This is a genomic window from Aquiflexum lacus (assembly GCF_015476655.1).
Classification (GTDB): Bacteria; Bacteroidota; Bacteroidia; order Cytophagales; family Cyclobacteriaceae; genus Aquiflexum; species Aquiflexum lacus.
Map to the genome: position 1 here is coordinate 368,188 of NZ_JABFHF010000001.1, position 20,595 is coordinate 388,782.

General features: G+C 37.4%; 19 protein-coding genes. 6 read left to right on the forward strand and 13 right to left on the reverse strand.

What is annotated here, in order from left to right:
* Positions 1–84: 84 nt before the first annotated feature.
* From HMJ38_RS01695 to HMJ38_RS01725, 7 genes are all read right to left on the reverse strand, one after another.
* A complete protein-coding gene (locus HMJ38_RS01695; protein WP_194972634.1) occupies positions 85–273 on the reverse strand; it encodes a hypothetical protein in 189 nt (62 codons plus the stop codon).
* 5 nt (positions 274–278) lie between these two features.
* On the reverse strand, positions 279–2,909 hold the full coding sequence (locus tag HMJ38_RS01700; protein ID WP_194972635.1) for an ABC transporter permease: 2,631 nt from the start codon (positions 2,907–2,909) through the stop codon (positions 279–281).
* 29 nt (positions 2,910–2,938) lie between these two features.
* On the reverse strand, positions 2,939–5,590 hold the full coding sequence (locus HMJ38_RS01705) for an FtsX-like permease family protein (RefSeq protein WP_194972636.1): 2,652 nt from the start codon (positions 5,588–5,590) through the stop codon (positions 2,939–2,941).
* A gap of 194 nt (positions 5,591–5,784) precedes the next feature.
* Positions 5,785–6,129: a PadR family transcriptional regulator gene (locus HMJ38_RS01710; protein ID WP_194972637.1), complete on the reverse strand. Its 345-nt coding sequence runs from the start codon at positions 6,127–6,129 to the stop codon at positions 5,785–5,787.
* A gap of 771 nt (positions 6,130–6,900) precedes the next feature.
* Positions 6,901–8,952, reverse strand: a complete 2,052-nt coding sequence (gene mobC, locus HMJ38_RS01715) for a conjugal transfer protein MobC (protein WP_228779825.1) — start codon at positions 8,950–8,952, stop codon at positions 6,901–6,903.
* A complete protein-coding gene (locus tag HMJ38_RS01720; protein WP_194972638.1) occupies positions 8,904–10,193 on the reverse strand; it encodes a relaxase/mobilization nuclease domain-containing protein in 1,290 nt (429 codons plus the stop codon). The genes mobC and HMJ38_RS01720 overlap by 49 nt, the downstream gene beginning before the upstream one ends.
* Entirely contained in the window at positions 10,178–10,591 is a 414-nt protein-coding gene (locus HMJ38_RS01725) for a plasmid mobilization protein (RefSeq protein WP_194972639.1), read from the reverse strand. Before HMJ38_RS01725 ends, HMJ38_RS01720 begins: the two co-directional genes overlap by 16 nt.
* Positions 10,592–10,831: 240 nt before the next feature.
* On the opposite strand from HMJ38_RS01725, the gene HMJ38_RS01730 reads away from it, so the two are divergent.
* The 3 genes from HMJ38_RS01730 to HMJ38_RS01740 all read left to right on the forward strand — a co-directional run bounded on the left by HMJ38_RS01730 (position 10,832) and on the right by HMJ38_RS01740 (position 12,428).
* Positions 10,832–11,110 carry a hypothetical protein gene (locus HMJ38_RS01730; protein WP_194972640.1) on the forward strand — a complete coding sequence of 93 codons (279 nt, stop codon included), beginning with the start codon at positions 10,832–10,834 and terminating at the stop codon, positions 11,108–11,110.
* Positions 11,111–11,471: 361 nt separating this feature from the next.
* Positions 11,472–11,663 carry a hypothetical protein gene (locus tag HMJ38_RS01735; protein ID WP_194972641.1) on the forward strand — a complete coding sequence of 64 codons (192 nt, stop codon included), beginning with the start codon at positions 11,472–11,474 and terminating at the stop codon, positions 11,661–11,663.
* Positions 11,664–12,083: 420 nt separating this feature from the next.
* Positions 12,084–12,428, forward strand: coding sequence for a hypothetical protein (locus tag HMJ38_RS01740; protein ID WP_194972642.1), 345 nt, complete (start codon positions 12,084–12,086; stop codon positions 12,426–12,428).
* 311 nt (positions 12,429–12,739) lie between these two features.
* On the opposite strand, the gene HMJ38_RS01745 is transcribed toward HMJ38_RS01740, so the two are convergent.
* The 5 genes from HMJ38_RS01745 to HMJ38_RS01765 all read right to left on the reverse strand — a co-directional run bounded on the left by HMJ38_RS01745 (position 12,740) and on the right by HMJ38_RS01765 (position 16,714).
* On the reverse strand, positions 12,740–13,429 hold the full coding sequence (locus HMJ38_RS01745) for a hypothetical protein (protein ID WP_194972643.1): 690 nt from the start codon (positions 13,427–13,429) through the stop codon (positions 12,740–12,742).
* Complete coding sequence (locus tag HMJ38_RS01750) at positions 13,426–15,117, reverse strand: hypothetical protein (RefSeq protein WP_194972644.1); 1,692 nt, start codon at positions 15,115–15,117, stop codon at positions 13,426–13,428. Before HMJ38_RS01750 ends, HMJ38_RS01745 begins: the two co-directional genes overlap by 4 nt.
* Positions 15,118–15,262: 145 nt before the next feature.
* Positions 15,263–15,463: a hypothetical protein gene (locus tag HMJ38_RS01755; RefSeq protein WP_194972645.1), complete on the reverse strand. Its 201-nt coding sequence runs from the start codon at positions 15,461–15,463 to the stop codon at positions 15,263–15,265.
* A gap of 160 nt (positions 15,464–15,623) precedes the next feature.
* A complete protein-coding gene (locus tag HMJ38_RS01760) occupies positions 15,624–16,196 on the reverse strand; it encodes a hypothetical protein (protein WP_194972646.1) in 573 nt (190 codons plus the stop codon).
* A gap of 56 nt (positions 16,197–16,252) precedes the next feature.
* A complete protein-coding gene (locus HMJ38_RS01765) occupies positions 16,253–16,714 on the reverse strand; it encodes a hypothetical protein (RefSeq protein WP_194972647.1) in 462 nt (153 codons plus the stop codon).
* A gap of 822 nt (positions 16,715–17,536) precedes the next feature.
* On the opposite strand from HMJ38_RS01765, the gene HMJ38_RS01770 reads away from it, so the two are divergent.
* Genes HMJ38_RS01770 through HMJ38_RS01780 form a run of 3 tightly spaced genes read left to right on the forward strand, consistent with a single transcriptional unit; the run spans position 17,537 to position 19,787 of the window.
* Positions 17,537–18,775, forward strand: coding sequence for a tetratricopeptide repeat protein (locus HMJ38_RS01770; protein WP_228779826.1), 1,239 nt, complete (start codon positions 17,537–17,539; stop codon positions 18,773–18,775).
* 35 nt (positions 18,776–18,810) lie between these two features.
* The gene (locus HMJ38_RS01775) at positions 18,811–19,428 is read left to right on the forward strand and encodes a hypothetical protein (protein WP_194972649.1); all 618 of its coding nucleotides are present in this window, start codon (positions 18,811–18,813) and stop codon (positions 19,426–19,428) included.
* Positions 19,429–19,442: 14 nt separating this feature from the next.
* Positions 19,443–19,787: a hypothetical protein gene (locus tag HMJ38_RS01780; RefSeq protein WP_194972650.1), complete on the forward strand. Its 345-nt coding sequence runs from the start codon at positions 19,443–19,445 to the stop codon at positions 19,785–19,787.
* A 108-nt stretch (positions 19,788–19,895) separates the two neighbouring features.
* Here the strand turns inward: HMJ38_RS01780 and HMJ38_RS01785 are convergent, their stop codons facing one another.
* On the reverse strand, positions 19,896–20,594 hold the full coding sequence (locus tag HMJ38_RS01785; protein WP_194972651.1) for a hypothetical protein: 699 nt from the start codon (positions 20,592–20,594) through the stop codon (positions 19,896–19,898).
* Position 20,595 lies beyond the last annotated feature (1 nt).

A 20,595-nucleotide genomic window follows, 5' to 3' on the forward strand; every position in this document is an offset into this window, starting at 1 on the left:
AATATCAAGAGACCTTCCTCTGGAATTTCCATTGTTTGTCAGTAATCGCTAAGATAATGAAAATCCGCTTTTAATACGTAAATATCACATTATCCTATCCTTCCTAATGCTTAACACTCCCTGACATCTACATCGCTTGAAAACTTCCAATCCGCTTTTTTTCCCATTCTCCTTTACCCTTTCACCATAAGGCCGCAACAGGTCGCTTTCGATGGAATCCTTAAATCCTGATGGCAAGATCAGTGAAGGTAAAAGCAGATGTTTCATTTTCATACTAACTATTCAGATTTCAAACTATCCACAGGGTTTGTCAAAGCTGTTCTTAATGAATGGGAGGACACTATAATCAATGTCATCATGAAGACAATCCCAAAAGGAATGGCAAACATCCACCAGGATAAAGTGATGTGAAAGGCAAAATTCTCCAGCCACCGAACGGCAAACCAATAGGCAAACGGCGTTACCAAACCTAATGCACAAACCAACAATATTATATATTCTTTAGAAATCAAGGCAAGAATACTCAAAACTGATGCACCTAGAACTTTTCTGATCCCAATTTCCTTGTTTCGCTTGGATAAACTGAGAGAGACAAGGCCAAAGACCCCCATCAGAACAATTATAAGCATAAGTACAGTAGCCATTGAAGAGCCTTTTTTCAGTTGAAGTTCTGTGGTGTATAACATTTCCAGACGCTCATCAGCAAAAGCATAAGAAAAAGCATCATCCGGAAAAACTTGTTTCCATATTTTCTCAATTTCCTGAACTGAACTCAAGAGATTCCCATCTTCCAATTTGAATGAAAAGTACCTGAATGCCATAAAGTCCTGATTGTGCATAAAGGCCACTGGTTTTACCGTATTATGCAGCGACTCGAAATTAAAATCATCCATAATGCCGATAATCGAGTATTCGGTATCTCCAAAATTCTGGATACCCACTTTGTCGCCGACCTGCAGTTGCATTGCTCCTTGTGCAGCTTTGTTGATAACAATCGTATTTGGGATCCGGCCTCCCTCACTGGCCGATAGGAATTTTCCATCTATCATGTCTATTTCGAATACATTAAGATAATCCTCATCTACTGAACTGATAGCTGTTCTTATTCCTTCATCCGGTGATTTACCGATAAGGTGCATTTTGGCATCCACCGGACTAAGCCCAAAGCCCGGAGCACCCCAGGATAATGATGCAGACTGAATGCTATTTGAACGAAGAAACTCCTGCTTTGCGGATTCCATTTTTTGAAAGCCCGATTCAGAAAAATTCCGGGGTACGGAATCCACTACCAGCACACGGGATTTGTTATAACCCAGGTCCTTTTCAAGAAAAAAAGAAACCTGTTGTTTCAAAATAATGGCTGATATAAAAATAAAGATGGTGATGGCAAACTGAATTACAATAAGGCTTCTCGAAAACCGGATTGTTCCTTCTATTGAATCAAACTTTCCCTTCAATGATTCGGTTGGCTTTGCCAGCGACAAATAAAATGATGGATAAATACCTGCCAGAACACCAATGAGCAAAATCCCCATTGAAATCATCATCCAAAGGAGAAAGGGGAATTCTGTCACTGAAAGCAAAGTAGAACCCAGTACATCCCCAAAATAACCATGTGACAGTTGATAAAACAATATTGCCCCAATACCTGAAATAAAACTTAACACGGTCGATTCACACAGAAACTGAACAACCACATGATGCTTTATGCCACCCATGACTTTTCGGACTCCTATTTCCCTCAGACGGGAAATCGAACCTGCAATAGAGATGTTGATGAAATTAACTATTGCCAGCAACAAAATGAAAAATGCTATGGCGGCAAGAGAAATAACCAACTTCTGCACCGATCCGTTATTGACCTTCAGATAAAAGTTCTGAAGGGGGTTGAGTTCAATTCTCCTCCGCTCTGAATCCTGAGGGGCATGTTCTTTTAAAAGTACATCGATAATCGAATTTGCTTCATGTTGGGAAGCATCTTTTGTAAGTCTCAGGTAAGATATGATATCAGTTGCCCAATTATCGGTATCCGTCTGGTTTAAAAAATCCCTGATGTTTTCAAGCGAAAGAAAAACCTGTGCATCCATCATCATGAAATCGGAGACAGCATTTTTCTTTTGCATGTCAGCGATGACTGCCGTGATTTGAAATTCCTTTAATCCATTTTGTTCGGTTGAAACGAGCAACGTCTCACCTAGCACATCCGTTTTGCCAAAATAAAGACGGGCAATTTTTTCTGTAACGACTATCGCATTCGGTGTGGTCAAAGCAGTTCTGGCATCCCCATGAAGGATTGGAAAACCAAAAAGTGGCAATAAAGAGGAATCTCCTATCATACTTTGGATACGAAAGTGTTTGTCCTCTTTAAAAATTGTAATGTTTCGATCATAAAAGCGATAGTATCCATCAAAAACCGTTGGATATTGCTCTACAGCCTGCACAACCAATGGTGCCGGTGAATACCATTCAAAATTCTCGTGCCCTGCCCGATACTTGCTCTCCAGCAGATACAGTTGGTCCACATTTTTTAAATTCTGATTGACCTGAAGTTCCCCATATATAAATACCCCAATCAAAAGGGCAAAGGATATTCCTATTGTCAATCCTAATATGTGGATGGACGAATACATCTTGTTTCGGAAAATCACACGGGATGCGATTTTAAAATAGCTCTTGTACATACCGTTATTATTTACAGGTTGATATTCATCCATTTTTTTGATAATTCCCGGGCGGAAAAGAAGCAATACATCTTTTACAAACATCCAATCGGCTTTTCTCTTTCCAATCTCTCTGACTCTTTCTCCATACAACTCCATCAGGTCACCCTCAATAGAATCCCTCAGATTCCGATGGCAAAACCAGCGGAAAAAGCGGAGGGGGAGTTTGGGTGGATGGGGTTGAGGCATTTTTTGTAATAGTTTTACCAATCGGGGAATTATTCACTTCTAAGACTCTTTACAGGATTCATATATGCTGCTTTCAAAGCTTGGACACTCACTGTAAGCAATGTGATGATTATTGCTCCGATTCCTGTCACAAAAAAAACCCATAAGGAAATTTCAGTACGATACTCAAAATTCTGAAGCCATTCACTCATAATAAAATAGCTTGCAGGTACTGCCAATAGACAAGAAATGAAAACCAAGAGCACAAAGTCTTTCGATAACATTTTCCAAAGACCTTGTATTGAAGCCCCTAGGATTTTTCTTATACCAATCTCTTTGGTACGTTGCTCAGCTACGAAAGAAGATAATCCCAATAAACCTATACTACTAATGAAAATTGCAAGTATTGCAAATAAAGAAATTAAATTTGCGATCCGCTCTTCTTTGGCAAATTTTGTAGCATATTCCTCATCCACAAACTTGAATTCAAAAGGAAAAGAAGGGGCAATATTTTTGAATACTGCTTCAATTTTTGGAAGTGCCTCGCTTACACTTGAATGAGGATTTATTTTTACGTTAATCCAGTTGGTTGAGCCATTGAGTCCTTTTAAGAAAAACATAGTGGGTTTAATGGGCTCATATGGTGAATCCATCACCATATCTTTAATTACTCCCAGAATTTTATAATTCATTACCAGACTCTTATCAGACCACCATTCCCAACTCACTGGTTCTCCGATAGGATTAGGAAGGCCAATAACTTTTGCGGCAGATTCATTAATAATAAGCCCTGAAGAATCACTTGATATGGAAAGATCAAAATCCCGTCCTTCAATAAATTGCCATCCTGCAGTTTTGCCATGAGTATGGGATACTGCAAGCGTAGCAAAATTCTCATCAATATTTGGATTGCGGCCTTCCCAGTCCCAACCATTATTTCCTGAGTACACTTCGGTGACTGCCCCCATTGATTCAGAAACTTCCGTTACCACCCCAGTATTCAATAACTCATTTCGCAGTACCTCATATTTTCCATCTAAGTCAGCTGACCTTTTATATATCATGATTAACCCATCTCTATTGTACCCGACGGGTCGGTTTTTAGCGAACTGAATTTGCTGATAAATTACAGCTGTTCCAATAATCAACATAATGGAAATCGAGAATTGAAATACCACCAATACTTGACGTGGACGCGAAGCAGATTTTCCTAGGTGAATTGATCCTTTTAACGCTTTGATCGGATGGAAAGAAGAAAGGTAAAGTGCAGGATAACTTCCGGCCAATACACTTGTTATGAGTATAAAACTAAATCCTGATAACCAAAACCAAACATTCTTCCATGGCATTACAACGTTCTTGTCGGCGATGATATTAAACCATGGTAAGAAAAAACTTGCTAAAAAAAGACCCAAAATAAAAGCAAATAATACAACAAGAAATGACTCTGTATAGAATTGATTTATTAACTGGCTCCGAACGGAACCAATAGTCTTTCTTATCCCTACTTCTTTTGCACGGTTTTCAGAACGAGCCGTACTTAAATTCATAAAGTTAATGCAGGCTAAAAATAGAACGAACGCACCGATTGTTCCCACAAGCCCAATCATCGCAATCGGGTTATAATTATTTATCTGATATGATGGAGGATATAAATGCCAACGACTCATCGGATATAGATATAATTCCTTATTCTCCTTTGAAGCACGTTCCTGATCAGAAGGATCAAATTTCAATGCACTTTTTACCTTCGCATTAACTTCTTCGAAAGAAGTTCCATGATCAATCTCAACATATATCTGGATGAAATGATTTCTCCAGTCGGTAGCCGCACTTTCTTCTATCCATTTGTTTTCAGATAAAAACAAACTCCATGGTGCAAAGAATCTCATTCCATGAAATTCGGTGTTCGATGGAAAGTCTTCGTAAACCCCAGTGACGATTACATCAGATTTATTATTTATGCGTAAGGTTTGATTAATCGGATCGTCTGTACCAAAAATCGATTGTGCAATCGATTCTGAAATAAGTATTGATGACATATTTTTTAACCCTGCCCTAGTGCCCTTGATCATTTTGAAGGTGAGCATCTCAGGCATTGTCTCGTCGGAATAAAATCCTTTTACTGACATCATCTTTTCTCCATTTGAAAGTATGCCATCAACTTCCCAAGATAAGCGTGCTATTCTTTTGAAGTTTTGATTGTAATTTTCCATCAGTTCTGTACTCAACGGATAGGTCATTGTTAAACCAATCGATCTTCCGCCTTCGATAGGGTCTATGCCAGTTTCAGCTACTTGGGCAATACGATCATAGTTTGTGAAATACTTGTCATGCGAAAACTCATCCCAAATCCAAAGTCCATTGAGTAAAGCAACGGCCATTCCAAGAGCAAGTCCACCAATATTAATCAATGAATACCCTTTTTTTCTTACCAGATTCCTCCATCCAATTTTAAAATAGCTTTTGTACATAGCTGTGTTGTTTACAGGTTGATATCCTTCCATTTGTTTGATAATCCCTGGCCGGAAAAGCAGCAATACATCCTTTGTAAACTTCCAATCGGCTTTTCTTTTACCTAATTCTCTCGCTCTTTCTCCATACAGCTCCATCAGGTCTCCTTCGATAGAATCTCTCAGCTCCCGATGGCAAAACCAGCGGAAGAAGCGGAGGGGGAGTTTAGGGGGATGTGGTCGGGACATGTTTTGTTTATTTGTATTTCAGTTTTCAGTAAAAAAAGGTCAGTTTTCAGTAGGCTGTTTTCAGTGTTCAGTAGGTAGTTTTCCAGTAGGCAGTGTTCAGTAGGCAGTTTGCAGTAGCGTTTTTTCAGTAAGAGGTAGGCAGTGAGCAGTTTTTGTTGAACTGCACACTGAACACTGTAAACTGAGACTGAAAATCACTTTCCCAAAAACTTCCCATCAAGGGCAATTTTTGGAATCGCATTCCAAAGCTCTTCCCTCATGGTTTTGTTATATTCCAAAGCCCTTTTGCCCAAAGCTGTGATTTGAAAGAATTTCTTGGGCCTGCCTGCCCTTTCTTCTGTAGCCTCTCCTTCCCTTGAGCGGAGGTAACCTTTTTCTTCCAACCTTTTGAGGGCTGTTTGCAATGCGCCAACACTGACCCCACGTTCCAAGCGGTCTTCGATTTCCTTTTTGATGGATACCCCATAAGCCTCGTCATACAAGACCCCTACAGTCAACATGACGACTTCTTCAAATTCTCCCAACTGGTATTTCCTCATATGCTAGACATTTTTTCCTATTTGTAGTAATAACCTTGCCAAAACAAAATAGTGCTTTATTGGGCAGTATGGAGGTATTTGTATTTTTTGGCTTGTTCGGATCGGTACTAAATCGTCCGAATTTGGGATAGTTTTTGAATTAAGCTATTAGCTAATCTTTACCGAACACTAGCTATAGAATCTGAATATTGTAAGGGTTTTCTTTACCAACCAAAAGAATTCCAAGGTCAAAAATATACGCATAGGTAGGTTCGGGCACTTGAAAACAAAAAACTTTACCTTAAGCTCTTGGTCGCCTCAGCAGCCCACATCCTACCTTGTGCCATGAATCAATTGAAAAAAAAATGAGTAATCATTTTTTATAAGGAGGCTGTAAACTTATTCTGAGTATATGGTCTCTTACACTTAACCAAATATTGTATTCTCAACCTTGATAATTTCGAAATGCCACTTATATAGTTACTTTTTTTCTTGACAAAAAAAGTAACCAAAAAAGTCAAGACTGCGGAATCCTATCAACGCGCAAGGCCTATGCCGGCCCGGTCCGCAGTCATTACCACCCTCAGCACCCTCAAAGCCTTAAGCAAGTTCCAGAGTTCTGGTTAACCAAACCTACATGCATAATTGCAGATACTCAAAAAACTTTTTTAAAACAGTCGGAAAGGTCCTATCGGCGGAGTAATTACACAAACTGCTAACTGCGACTGCCTACTGTAAACTGTTATACTTCAACTTCGGACTTCCAACTTCCCTACTTCTCCCTACTTCTCCCTACTTCCCCTTCACCAATATCAAATGCTTCAACCCCGGATCATCCGAAAGTCTTTGAAGCTCCGAATGGATAATATCCTGTATGTCCTGCTTGATCTGGGAATAGTTTTTCTGCACAAGTATATTGTCAATTTTCCTGATTTCAGGAATGTCCATATACCCGGATTCCTCTGATTGAATGGCCTGATGGTCATTGATGATTTCACAGTGAAAAGCTTTCAGGGCAATCTTACAATCAGGATTGTCAGCCACCAAACCGACAAACTCCCCGGAAGAAAGGGAGGCTATTTTGGAAGGTGGAACGGCAGCATCTAGTTGCTTGGATTTGCTGATGGAAGTATCTCCGCTGTTGATGGAAAGGCTCTGCCTGTCCTGCATGATTTTGCCGATCCTGTCCGAAAGTTGTCTGGCCGAATCCCCTGTCACCTGTCCCGAAATGATATTGCCCACGATGCCCATAATGACATCTGCCTGTTCCCTGCCATAGTCTTTTCGAAGTTGGCTCAGGTCCTGAATCCCCAATATGGTGGACACTTTGTTGCTTCTTGCTGTGGCGATAAGACTGTCAATCCCGTTGAGGTAAATGGTGGGAAACTCATCGAATATCAAACTGGATTTTAGCTTTCCTTTTTGATTGACCAGCTTCACCAAGCGGTTGACATAAAGGGAGAGAACAGCGCCATAGGTCTGGATTTTCTGGGGATTGTTGCCCATACAGACGATCTTCGGTTCATCGGGATTGTTGATGTCCAGGGTAAAATCATTGCCCGATAACACATAGTACAACTGTGGGGAAGAGAGCCTGGCCATGGATATTTTGGCTGAGGCAATCTGCCCTTCCAATTGTTCCATCACATCATTGAGATAGGCATTGACAAAGGGATTGATCAGCACATCGATTTCCTTTTCCAGTCTCAGTAAGGTGAAAAGATGGTCATATTCTGCCTGCATCAGTTCAATGACATGGGGCAAGGTGCAGTACTCTCCATCCCTGTATTTTCTTAGAAACCAGATCACAGCTGTCAAAAAATTAATGGGGGATTCGACAAAGAAATCCCCCTGCTTTTTGATCCATTCCCGATTGAGTCCCATCAGAATGGTCCTGGCGGATTCCGCAGCATCGGTGATGTCGGTCATGGATTCAGGTACCAAAGGATTACAGCGGTGGGTTCTGGACAGTGCATCAAAATTGATCACAAAGAACTTTGGGGTGACCTTATAACTTCCCTTGTTTTTCAGCCAACAATTGTAAACAATCTTAGACAAATCATCAAATTTGAAGTCATACACAAACATGGAAAAGCCCTTTTCAATATGCTGGGTAATTGCATGGCGGATCACAAAATAACTCTTTCCCGCTCCGGGTGTTCCCAATACCAACAATGCCCTGAAGGGGTTAATGATATTGATCCAACTGTTTCGTTGATTTCCCTTCAGGTAGTATTTGGAAGGAAGGTTAACGGAAAATTCATTGCACAGCTTTCTTTCTTCCTGGGGAAAAGTTTCATTTTCACGGTTGAAAATATCACCTTCCAATCTTTGTCTGATAATCTTGGAGAGCACGGTCCCACCTGATAGTATCATCAGAAATCCCAAACCTGTGGTACCCATATACAGGATGCCAAGGCTTTCCTGATCCAATGATAAGCCGAACAAAAACTGGCTCAAAAAGTATATGAGAATTCCCGGTATGATCAAATAAATGGCATGGCGATAGGTTGATTTTTCATCTTTCCTTCCTTTAGCTCCCAGCAAAGAAATCAACAACATCCCCAATGCAATCAGCTTTGAAAAATTGAAATTCCTATACAAACCTGTCCCGACAACATTACCCAATAGGTTGTCCGAAAACGGGGATACCAATCCCCAAAGTGCAAATGTCCCATAACAATAATAATAGAAATGCAGGGTCAGTACTGCAATCCCCATCATCCTGGTCATATCCAGAATCTTCCTCAAAGCCTGTTCATTCTCTCCTGTCTGCATCTCCTGGTAATTTGATTTTAAGGTTTTTTCATCCCTTTCTTCTTCTTTTTCTTCCGCTTTTTCCAATCAAATGGAACATAACTGTAACTTCCTTCCGGAGACATCAATTTTTCCAATAACCCTGATTCACTCCCATCTGATCCAGTTATATTTAGCGGCAATTCATTGGTATTTTTTTCATTTTGTGACTTGCTTAGGTTGGAAGCCAGCTCATTTTTTTCCTTGTTCACAGGAGCTTTTGGGGTAGGGGAGTGACCGACTCCAAGTGCATCCGTCAGACCCTTGGCACTGTATTTTTTGCCCAAGTTACTGCCATTGAAAACTGTTCGGTTCCTATGATCGACATAGGTAATCCCATAAATTCTGCCCTCTTTGTTTTGTCTGATCACCAAACTGATTCCCTTTTTGTCAAGGGCATCTTTCAGCTCCGAAAGTCCTTTTATATCCATCCTGATAAGACTCATGTCAATAACAGATTTAAGATGCTGTGCATGTTTTTGCCTGGCCAACTCATTGCCAACAAACTTGGATTCAATAAATGGCAGGGTGGCCTTAAAGGCATAAAGACTGGCTTTGATGGGCACGCCAACCTTGGTTCCATCACTGTCCAAAACCCGGTAATACAAGCCCTTGTGCTTAAACAACCTAGATTCTTCACTGCCCCTGTCAGCAGTGATATTGTAACATTTCAGTACTGCATTCAACTCAGGAAGGGAAGTGAATTTGTAGTTGTTCAATACATGCTGCACCACATTGCCTATGGCCTTTTTGGTCTCAGATTTCCCATATTCCGCCTGCCTGACATGTATGGGATCCGGGATATATAATTGTCGTTTTTGATCTTCGGCCCTCACCAACCCAAACTGTTTCTCGATGGATTTTCGGACCTGTTCGGATTTGGTTTTTCCGATATTGTGGAGGGGAATTCTTTTGCCATCAAGTTGAATATTGGTGGTGACGATATGCAGGTGGGGATGACCTGCATCATGGTGCTGATAGACCAGGTAAGGTTGGTTTCCAAAACCGATACCTTCCATATAGCTCCTTGAAATCTCCTTCAAGGTTTCCTGTTCCAGCTTTTCCTCAGGAGAAAAATTCAGAGAAATATGCACTGCATTGACCTTGGATCGGTCGTTTTGGGAAGCTTGTTTCAAAAGAAAACTAAGGCTGTTTTCAGGGCTTAACTGCTCTGTCGAAAGCGGGAAATTCTCAGCCATTATCCTGTTGGCCACACCCTCTGCTACCTTGTTTTCATTATAGTGAAAAGGCCTTCTCAGGGAACTCCCGGACTTTATGACCGCAACCATTTTTCAGCGGTTTGGTGCAGGTAATGTTCTAAAACTGTCAGGGATTCCAGTACTTTTTTATGCTCCGATTCCAATCCGGGAACCAACTTTTTTGCTTCCAAAGAACCCAATGCATTCAGTTTCCTGACCGTTTGGTTGTAGTTGTTGGCAATGCCATGGATATCTTTTTTAAGGGCTGAAAGTTCCCCGATGATATCCTTGAGGGCAGGGTTTTGATAAACTCCGATAATGGGTTTTCGGAGCAGCATGGCCCGGGCATAGTCACTGATTCTTTGGTGGACGGTACCGGAAAATGCCTTATGAATCTTGTCATATTCAGCTTCTGTCAGGCGGACATGCAGCCATTTATTTCTGTTGTTTTTAATATCCTTCATCACGTTTTCTACTTCACATTTCAAACATCAGGGATTTTAGGCAGCAAGGCCCACGACTCCGGAGTAAGGGCCAAAGTCCCGGTTGTGATACAACCGTACATCTTGCCGATTTCGGAGGACACAGGAAATCTCCTTTAGCCTGTGATACGAACATAGTCAGAAGTATCCACAATGACCTAACCTGTTTAAATTCTAAATAGGATGCTTTGAGGCTGTATTGATAGATTTGTTGAAGTTTTATTGTAAACCATAAATACCAAAAAGATGAATGCAGCCGATCTTGAAAAAGTCTATGAAACCTTGTTGAGTGTTCCCGGAATGAACGACCCTGTCAAAGTCGATCTGAAGATCCCCCGGAAAACCGTTTTGCTACTGACCGAAGTCCTGCGCAAAGGCATGTCACCCGAAATCCAAAACAAAGGTTTCGGCATGGCCGACAGCCTATCCGAAAACACCAAAAATGAACTGAATGCCATCATCGAAGAAAGCCTGGAAAAAGCCGGTTTGATGGAGTTGAGTGGGAGGTTAAGGGGGTTGGGGTGAATCTTCCCTTGCATAACATTTAAAAGTATAAGGTTGGAGGGAAATATGTTAATACAATCCTATTTTTATTATTATGTTTCCTGGGCTTTGATTCTACCGGATTTTGTTGGAGAACTTGGTTTGCCTTATGAAAAGGAATTTGAATTTGCAAAAAATTTTATATCCTTATGAACTGTCCGAGATGCAATTGTGAATTGAAGGAATTTGAGAAAAACAACGAAAAATTGTTTATTGTATTGAATGCTGGGGATTCATAAACTATAAATTTTCAATTTGTGATAATCACGACCTTAGAATGGTAAGAGTGAATTATCAGAATGGATCGACTTACCTACGTCAACAATGCCTAAAATGTGGCCAAATGGAAACAACCAATTTCAAAAAATCTGAAATTGAGAACTGGCAAAACCTCCCTCTTGTGGATATTGAATCTCCATCTTCAGATTTTTACAGTAAGCATGATGAAATAGTTCAGAAGTATCATAAGAAAGGAATGGAGGCCAAAAGGTTTAAAAATTTTGACAACTTCCTGGGTGAACACCATGATTTTTAAATTCAATTGAATGGAAAAACAAAAGGCAAAAAGTATTACAAAGAGATAATCATTTGTGCCAAGCATGCCTCGAAAGTAAAGCCAAAGAGGTTCACCATAAAACATACCGCTTTTGGAAAAATGAGCCTCTATTCGATTTAGTTAGTGTTTGTATTCCTTGCCATGAAAAAATCACCCAACAGACTCGGCAGATATTTGATATGGACAAATTTGTAAAGGGAGGAAATTCCTTTTATTCGTAAAGTTGAAAAGAGTTTATCTTCCCACTTTTTTATTGAATCCTATGAAATAGAATGTTCTAATGTTCTATTAACATATTTAATAGACACGTTATCAATTCCCAGAAAGATCTTCAAGGAAAGTTTGAAAAATGTTGTCTAATTGCTTTCAAAATTACAATAACTGTTTTAAAGATTTTTCATGGAAGGAATAGCACTTCATACTCTGTTGAACAAGGTCCTCTTAGATGACAAGGAAGAGGATTTAGGAGAGTTCCTATCCCAATTTAAATTTTCTCATTGTCTTGTCGTTGGGGATGGGTACAGTATAGAACTTTTATATTCCAATAAACATATGTTAGTCTATTACTACCATCGACAAAGGAAAGAAGCTTACATTTCTATTCTTGGTATTGTTGACTGGAAAATTGAAATGATGAGATTTTTAGCCAGAATTTATCAAATTTATAGGATTGATGTTTTTGAGTTGGAGGAGAGGATTTTGAATGAAGTTGAACAGGTTTACAATGAACAAGAACTGATATAAAATTTTTCCATTCTCTGAAGATGATCTCACTCTTCAAATTAATTAAATACTTGTGCTAATGAGAATTTAGGGAAAAATTTTGAGGAGAAAGAGTGATTGATAATAGGTGTTTGATCAATCAATCCTGAAATTCTGTCTATGTTGACCAATTGTTGGGGTGGTCAGGATGGCCGGATTGACAGTGGCCAAGATCACAGGAATTTTATCCCTCGAAGATGAAATTGGACCTAAAAGGGGTGGTCAACATCATCGGAAAAAAGTGGTCAACATCACCGGAACAGGTGGTCAAGATTGATCGGAATATACATATATTAAACAAAAATTGCTATCAAATCACTTTTAACTTCTTTTAGGATTTTAAAAGCTTTAATAAGGAATTCACCAAACGTATAACTTGAATTTTTTGAATATTCAATATTTGATAACAGCAATTGAATACTAATTTTATCGATAATGCTATCCTCTTTACCTCTCAATTTAGTCTCTGCAATTGCCATAATAGATACCACCTTGCGAAAGCAATCAAGTTTAGTATAATTATTTTGCCCAATAAAGGGTACGAACAATGTTTTTTTCGAAAATGCAATATTATCAAAAATTAGTAATCCGGGAATAGTTATGTTTATTTTAGAGTCAAAAAAGGATTTAACAATTTCCTTGTTTAGGTTCCTCTCTGTTCTTACTTCCATGAAATCAAAAAGATCATTTTCTTTTACAAGCGTAGGTGAATTTAATATTTTGTTTATTATGTATAGTACCATAAATTCCTCACCTGATTCGCCTGCCAACGCCCCGGTTTCAATGTACTCAAAAATATCTTTATCAACACTTGCATCAAAAGCTAAAAAAGAAAAAAAAGCACTATGATTTTGCCGAAGTAATTCTATTGTATTTACGTCGAGCAATGACTCCCAGTCTTCAATTAAACCTGTTGCATTCTTCACTTTTTGAGATCTTTGCTGCGCCGAAATGATGAATTTGCTAATGGGTATAATATTCATTTCTGTTTTTCATTTAGTATATTACAAATGCTATTAACAACTTCCCATGATTTAAAAAGCTTTAAATTTCTAACAATTACACGTAAACTTTCCCATAATAATAGGTTATTAAAATCTAGTAAAATTCCTTTCAATATTGCGTCAAGCGCCTTTGAATGATTCAAGTTTATATCCCAAAGGTAAGCAACCTGCTGTTTGACGATCGAAGAATAAGGATAAAGCAATTCAAATTGACGACTTAATTCAATCTTTTCTTGGATTGCTATAATCTCTTGAGAGTTCGATTTCAATAGCTTTAATAATTTTCTTTGACAAAGCTCATTGTGTGTTGAAATAATAGCATGCTTTATATCCTTTTCTAAATTATCAATTGCACTAGGACTTAATTTAATATATTTATAATAAATATCCTCAGAGTATGTGCCATAATTGTTATATATAGTTTCGAATTCATTGGCATCAAAAAAGTCATTCCTTAAAAACTGTGGTTTAATATTTTTAATCAAATAAAGCGGCATAATTATTCGTTCGTCTAAATCAGAATATTTTAAATTAATTTCCTCAAGAATTTGATCTGTTGTAGCTAAATTCAAATCTTGTGAATAGATAAATGTTAATACCCTTTTTGATAAAAATATTCTTTCCTTTGACAATAGAAGAAGTTTTTCCATATTCATTTTTTCAGACCGTGAATCAAAAGTCGCACTAAAAATTATCCAATGAATGTAAGAAGGGCATTTGAAATATGAAAATTCACTCATTTTTAGAGCCATGCAATCACAGTGTATTTCTTCAAAAAAATCTTTGGAAATGGATAACTGCCAATTTTGCATTAGACCATATTCGCTAGCTATTTTTCGAATCAGACCGACTAAACCTATTAATTTTGCATGAGATAGAATTATTTCAGTTTCATCATTTGATGCTAAACATTCATTTAGCTTGGCGTAACAAAAGTTAATTAAAGCTTGATAAGACTGTATTACAATTTTCTCGTTCTTTTTTTTAAATAAAGTATCAACATTAAATATACTTTCAAGAAACTTATTAATAGACACACTTTCTATGTTTCGGTTTTCTGACAGAAAGATAAATAACCGTATTCGACCCAAAAATAAATTTTTTAAAACGTCATCTCCCAAAATATACCCGTAATAATACTGGTCAAAAAGCTCATTCAAGAACACATTAATTGTATTGCTTTTACAATACTTGTTGTAAAGTTTAAAAATAGCGAGATTTAATAAACCCTGGTAGCTTGAATTTTTTGTCGAAATTAGTTTAAGCGCATGAATGTTCCCAAAGCTTTGCCAATAGAAAATATATGCTAAATAGAAATCCGATAGCGACATATCCTTTTTAACAGAGGGTGTATATCTAGCAATTAAATCTGACAAATTTTCATAGCTACGTGTATGGGTTAAACCTTCCTCTATTTCTGTAACATTTAGGTCAACACTAAATGTAGTTTTTATAGTATAGGAAAAATTCTTTTCTACTAATTTCAATAATTCAATTAACGTTTCGTTTTCCTGAGATATCCGATCTATAATAATGACTTCAGATGATTTTTTAATCGCTAATAGGTTTGCCATGTTACCTAAATACCCTATCTGATTTAATTTTTGTGAAATCAGTTTTGCTATCAATGGTATTTTTTCAATTTCTATTTCAACCTGACAATTCATTATTTGTAGAATTTCCTTTGACCTAAATAACTATCTCTTATTTTAGATTTTGTCTAACATTTATAATTCTCCCTTTTGTTGGACCAAAAGTATCAGTTGTTAATTTAATTGTTTGTTAACTAACCTTTATTTCATATCGCAAGTTTTACCTCGCCCCGATGACGTTCTTCTTGTTTCCGTTTGGTGGTAAAATGTACTTTCGATTATAATATTCGAAATGGGTCTGTATTCCTTTTACAAGTTCAAAACTGTAATTGCATCGGTTCAGGTAGATGCAATCATACTTGATGGATTTCCAGAACCTCTCAATCAACACATTGTCCAAAGCCCGTTCCTTTCCATCCATTGAAACTTAGACGTTTATTAAAATAGAAGATTAAATATAAAAATTTCCATAAAAATGGGAATAAAAATGTTTAAAAAATCATTTGATTGTGTTGAAATTTTTATACATCGATAGATTTTTATGTTCTTTTTAAGAAAGTTGAATAAACTGACACTATTATTTAATTCCAAATACTTACCAATTCCTTTACCTTATATTGAATGTGAGAATTGTCCCGTATATCTGGTTTATCAACTATTAACTCAATTTCTGAATTAATTTTTTCAAAATCAACTACTTTAGTTTCTAGGCAGTTCCCACATTCATAGTCTGTGCAAATTATCTTATATTGAATATCCTTTGTCCAATAATACAAGTCTACCATAAATGATTTATTTCCTCCAATCTCTAAATATCTATTTTTATCTATGAAATTTGAATTCGCTGTATTTCCTTCTTCAAAATATTTAACAGCTGGTAACATCTTAATTTCCCTTAATTCAGGAAGATCTTCATCTTGGGGACCTTTATATAATGGATTAAAACCTGCTCCAAGACATTTATTTAAAAATAATTCATCAGATTTAAAAATATCTCTAACCGAAACCTGATGGATAATAAGTGGTCTATTATCGTTTAAATAATTTACAATTTGAAGTCGAACCTTCATTTCTTTATAAGTAGTATTAAGTACAAAGTGTAAAGTGTCTTTAAAACCGTACTGAATATCTTCATAATAAAGTTCTTCAGGCAAAATTATGTTGTACACCGTATCTGTCTTGGAAAAGGAATTTAATACCTCTCTGTCAGCTATTTGGTAATGGATTCTTCCGCTTTTTTTTTAGCTAATTCAAGGTAACCCCTTGACTCCTTTAGTTGTTCTAAAGCTTTTGTATATAACTCAGGAGTATTATAATATCCAGCATCAATTTCTCTTTGAACTGAACAATATGATCGAGCAGCAACTTCTATGGAATGCCAAACATCCTTATCCCAAACAGTTTCTTTATACTTTTTTTTCTTTGTAGTTTTATCTAAATTCCAACTTAAATTGAGTTTAGCCTCACCACTTGCTTTTCCAATAACATCATCTAATTTATCTACATCTGCGTTTACGGATGCAATTAATTCTGTTAATGCATTAACTTGGGAATTTACATCAGCCCCAGAAATAGTAGTTTGCCACTTACTAGCTCTGTCCATAAAACACTTTTTGCTACATCCAAAAAGTGTTATTATAAAAATTGGAATTAATACTAAAGATTTTTTCATAGAGGAAAATTTGGATTAATATTATTAAGTTGTTGATAAAATTAACTTTTATTTTGATATTTCAAATTAGCCATGTGTAATATTTTTATTTTTTTTTTATCTTCAGAATTTCAGTCTTTTTGCTATTGACTTCAAATCTTTTCACAAAAATAAATTTTGTATCTTCTTTCCTAACAGAATAGAACTCAATTTTTTCGATCTGTTTATTTTGCCTTAACAGTCAGTACTTTGTTTTACAGTTTTTGTGCAAAAAAAAGTTTTTCTTTCCCCAAAAGCCAAAGCTTCGGGAGAAAAGATATGTTCTCATTTGATATTGACTTCTGAATATTTTAGCCACTTTTTGTAGTGAAGTAGCCCATGCCCCTTCGTCAGAATTCTGTTCCGAGGTAGGAATTGATTTTTCAAATAGCCCGCTAGGACAGCTTTATAGCCTCTCGTGAAATGTGGCACTTAAACAGAGCTATCTAAAATAAAAAAGGCGCTTAATCACCGTATGCCTTATCTAAGTACCAGTTTTCTCGAGTTTTACTAATACCACCAACTTCATTTCTCGTGAAATGTGGCACTTAATTTAGATCACAATTTGGGGGTCAATTTCTTCTGGAATACCTTTGCTTGATATGATCTATAATAAAACAGCTTTAAAGCCACTTTTTGTAGTGTAGTCAATACCTCTCCTCCAGTACCTTGTTTCCCCAAGGATTTGATGATTAATGGGTTCAGGCCTTCTGTATCTAATTTGATGAATAAACATTTTAAAAATTGTCCGCCTCTGCATTGTTTCATAGATTTAGAGGTTATTTCCTGAATGGGACATTGAGTATGCAGATAAAATTCAAAAGGGACACCTTTCTTTCAAAATTATTTCCCGAGATTGATCTATCCGAAGACGAGAGTTTAATTTCAACTATCTGGAATGAATACCTTCCACATGATGTGAATGTGATTTTGAGAGGTGATGAAGTCATCATTACATTTAAGGACAAGCCAAATTCCAATCCCAATTACTTTTTCAGGGCAACCGAGTTGTGCCGTGCAGGTAGGTATCTTGAGGCCATTCCCATCTTTGAAAGCTTAAGGCGAACACTGCCAACTGACTCTGAATATTACAGGAATTATGCACAGGCTTATGAGGAAATTGGAGAATATGACAAAGCAATTGACCTCCTGATAGAGGCATTGAGGTTTGATCCGCAGAACAAGTGGGCACTGCTCCTGATGGGTAATATTTATGTAAGGCATCATGGAGAAATAGAAACCGCCTACACCTTTTTTGAAAAGGTAATGGAATCTGACCCCAAAAACCACATAGTCTTATCCAACATAGGCGGTATCTTTTTGAAAGCTGAGAAATACAAGCTTGCAGAAAGATTCTTTAAAAAAGCTCTTGAAGCTTTTCCTGCTTTCCCAAATGCCCTACATGGCTTGGCTTTGATTTCTCATCATGAAGGAAATCTTCTAAAGGCTTTTGATCTGGGGTGTGATGCATTTAAGAATGCTGATAATAATGATCAGAGAAAAGTGTTTTCCGGGTTCATGACGAATGTGGCTTCTGAGTATATTAAAAAAGGACTTGGGCACGATCAATTGAAGGAATATCTTGATTCAATCCATAAACTTTCAGGAAGGGAAATCCGGATAAAAGCCGATAACAGCATTCAGACTGAGGCAAAACTTGAGATCGCGGAGAACTATCAAAGAGATCATCATCTGGTTCTTTACAGGGAGAATGTGCCCTTTGTGGACCATTTGGTAGCGCATGAACTCACCCACCTGAAATACATAGAAGAAGCAAGAAAAGACGGTTCCAATATACTTTTCACCAGTGGCATTCTTGAAAGGAAAAGATTCCATGAATTGATGGAACCAATAAAAAAGAAACTGATCAACAAAGTCTTGAAGTGGAAAAGATCAAAGGTTTCATTGACATGGTGTTTCATGGCACCAACAGCAGGATTTACAATGCTCCTATTGATTTGTTCATTGAGGACTATATCTACTTCAATATCCCGGCACTACGGCCCCAGCAATACCTATCCCTTCAGCAACTTGGCAAACTAGCACTACAGGCCGTCACAGACCCGTCTATTCTGGACATGACACCTGCTAGTATTATCAGCAAAGTCAAAGTTTATAATGCCCTCTCGGCAAGACTTTTTGATGAACTCTATGGAGAAAGTTCTGAGGCGGCATATCCTGTTTCCAAACAGGAAAAGGAACTGGTAGATCAATTCTGGGAAGAGTTTAACGAATATCGTCAGGACCGTGAACCGGGGGAAGAATATGAACTGATACAGAATTGGGCAGATGATCTTGAACTGAGCATGTTTTTTAAGCTTCAGGGGGAAGTGGTGAAAAACTATGGAGGCGATGAATCAGACTCTGGGAAAAGTGTAGAGATGGATGAAGCTTCAGTCGGACTCAATCAGGAAGTGGTAAAGCATATGGTGGAAGCCTTGGCTTACTTCAAGGACAAGGATATCTCCAAGGTCGAAGCTGTCGCATTCGAAACTGCAATGAAGGCAAAGGGAGGAATCAATCAAAACCAGCACGGGATAATGCTTGAATCTATTCCAGGAACAGATTTTTCCGGAATAATGCTCATCTCATATTATTATGTTTCCTGGGCTTTGTTTAAACCGGATTTTGTTGGAGAACTTGGTTTGCATTATGAAAAGGAATTTGCAGCAGCAAGTTCAATTTCAGCAACTTAATTGGACTTACGACAATGGATGGAAAAGATTTAAAGGATCTCCTCAACAAAGTGCTCTTGGAAGATAGCGAGGAGGATTATCAAGAGTTCATGGCCCAGTTTGACTATAACCATTGTCTTGTGGATGGGGACGGGTACAGTATAGAACTTTTATATTCCAATAAACATATGGCAGTCTATTACTACCATCGACAAAGGAAAGAAGCTTACATTTCTATTCTCGGAATCGTTGACTGGAAAATTGAAATTATGAGATTTTTAGCCAGAATTTATCAAATTTATAGGATTGATGTTTTTGAGTTGGAGGAAAGGATTTTGAATGAAGTTGAACAGGTTTACAATGAACAAAAACTGATATAAAATTTTTCGCACCTCTGATGATTAGCTCACTCTTCAAAACTTGAATCAAAAGAGGGCTTTGGTAGAAATATCCCCATCTCTAAGGAATTTAACTAAGTATCAGAAACGTCACGTTTTTCCTGAGGTATTATTTTTGGAATTTCTCTTTGCTTTTTTGTCGTAACCGATTTGCCAAAAATACATATCCAGTATTTTCATTAGCGGATAATGTCTTTGGGTTTCAGTTTTTATAAGTTTTTGTGCTTCGTCAATTTCATTTTTGTTGTTGTCTATGAAGTTGAAGAGTTCGTTTAATGATGCCTCATTAAAACCTGTATGTTTCATTTTCGTTTCTTTTAAGCCGTCTATGAAATACCTGTCGTAAGCAGGAACACAGCCCAATGTGCCAAGTATAATTTTGCTCAATAAAGTGTCTGTTGGTGAAATGGGTTTTGGCTTGTCTTCTCCTTTGGTGAAATAAATACTCCTGTAATGTTTTGCCAATTCATCTTTCACTGCAATAATGTCTTTAATTTTTTCTCGTTTTATTTCGGTGGTTTGGTTGCATTTGAGTTTTTGACTGGTCTTTGAAAATATGATGTCAACTGCTCCTTTGTGAATTAAATGATTCTTTTGAAGCAACCCGCCTGAACCTCTATACATTCCCCAACTTGCCAAATAGAAAGCTAACTCCAAAATCTGAATTTCTGATTTTGTTGAAGAACTAAAGGAATGAAAGCAATTGTCCCAAGATTTATATCTGTGGAATTCATCTGCCGTAATGCCTGATAGATACTTCTTAATTATTTCAACAATACTTGCTTTCATA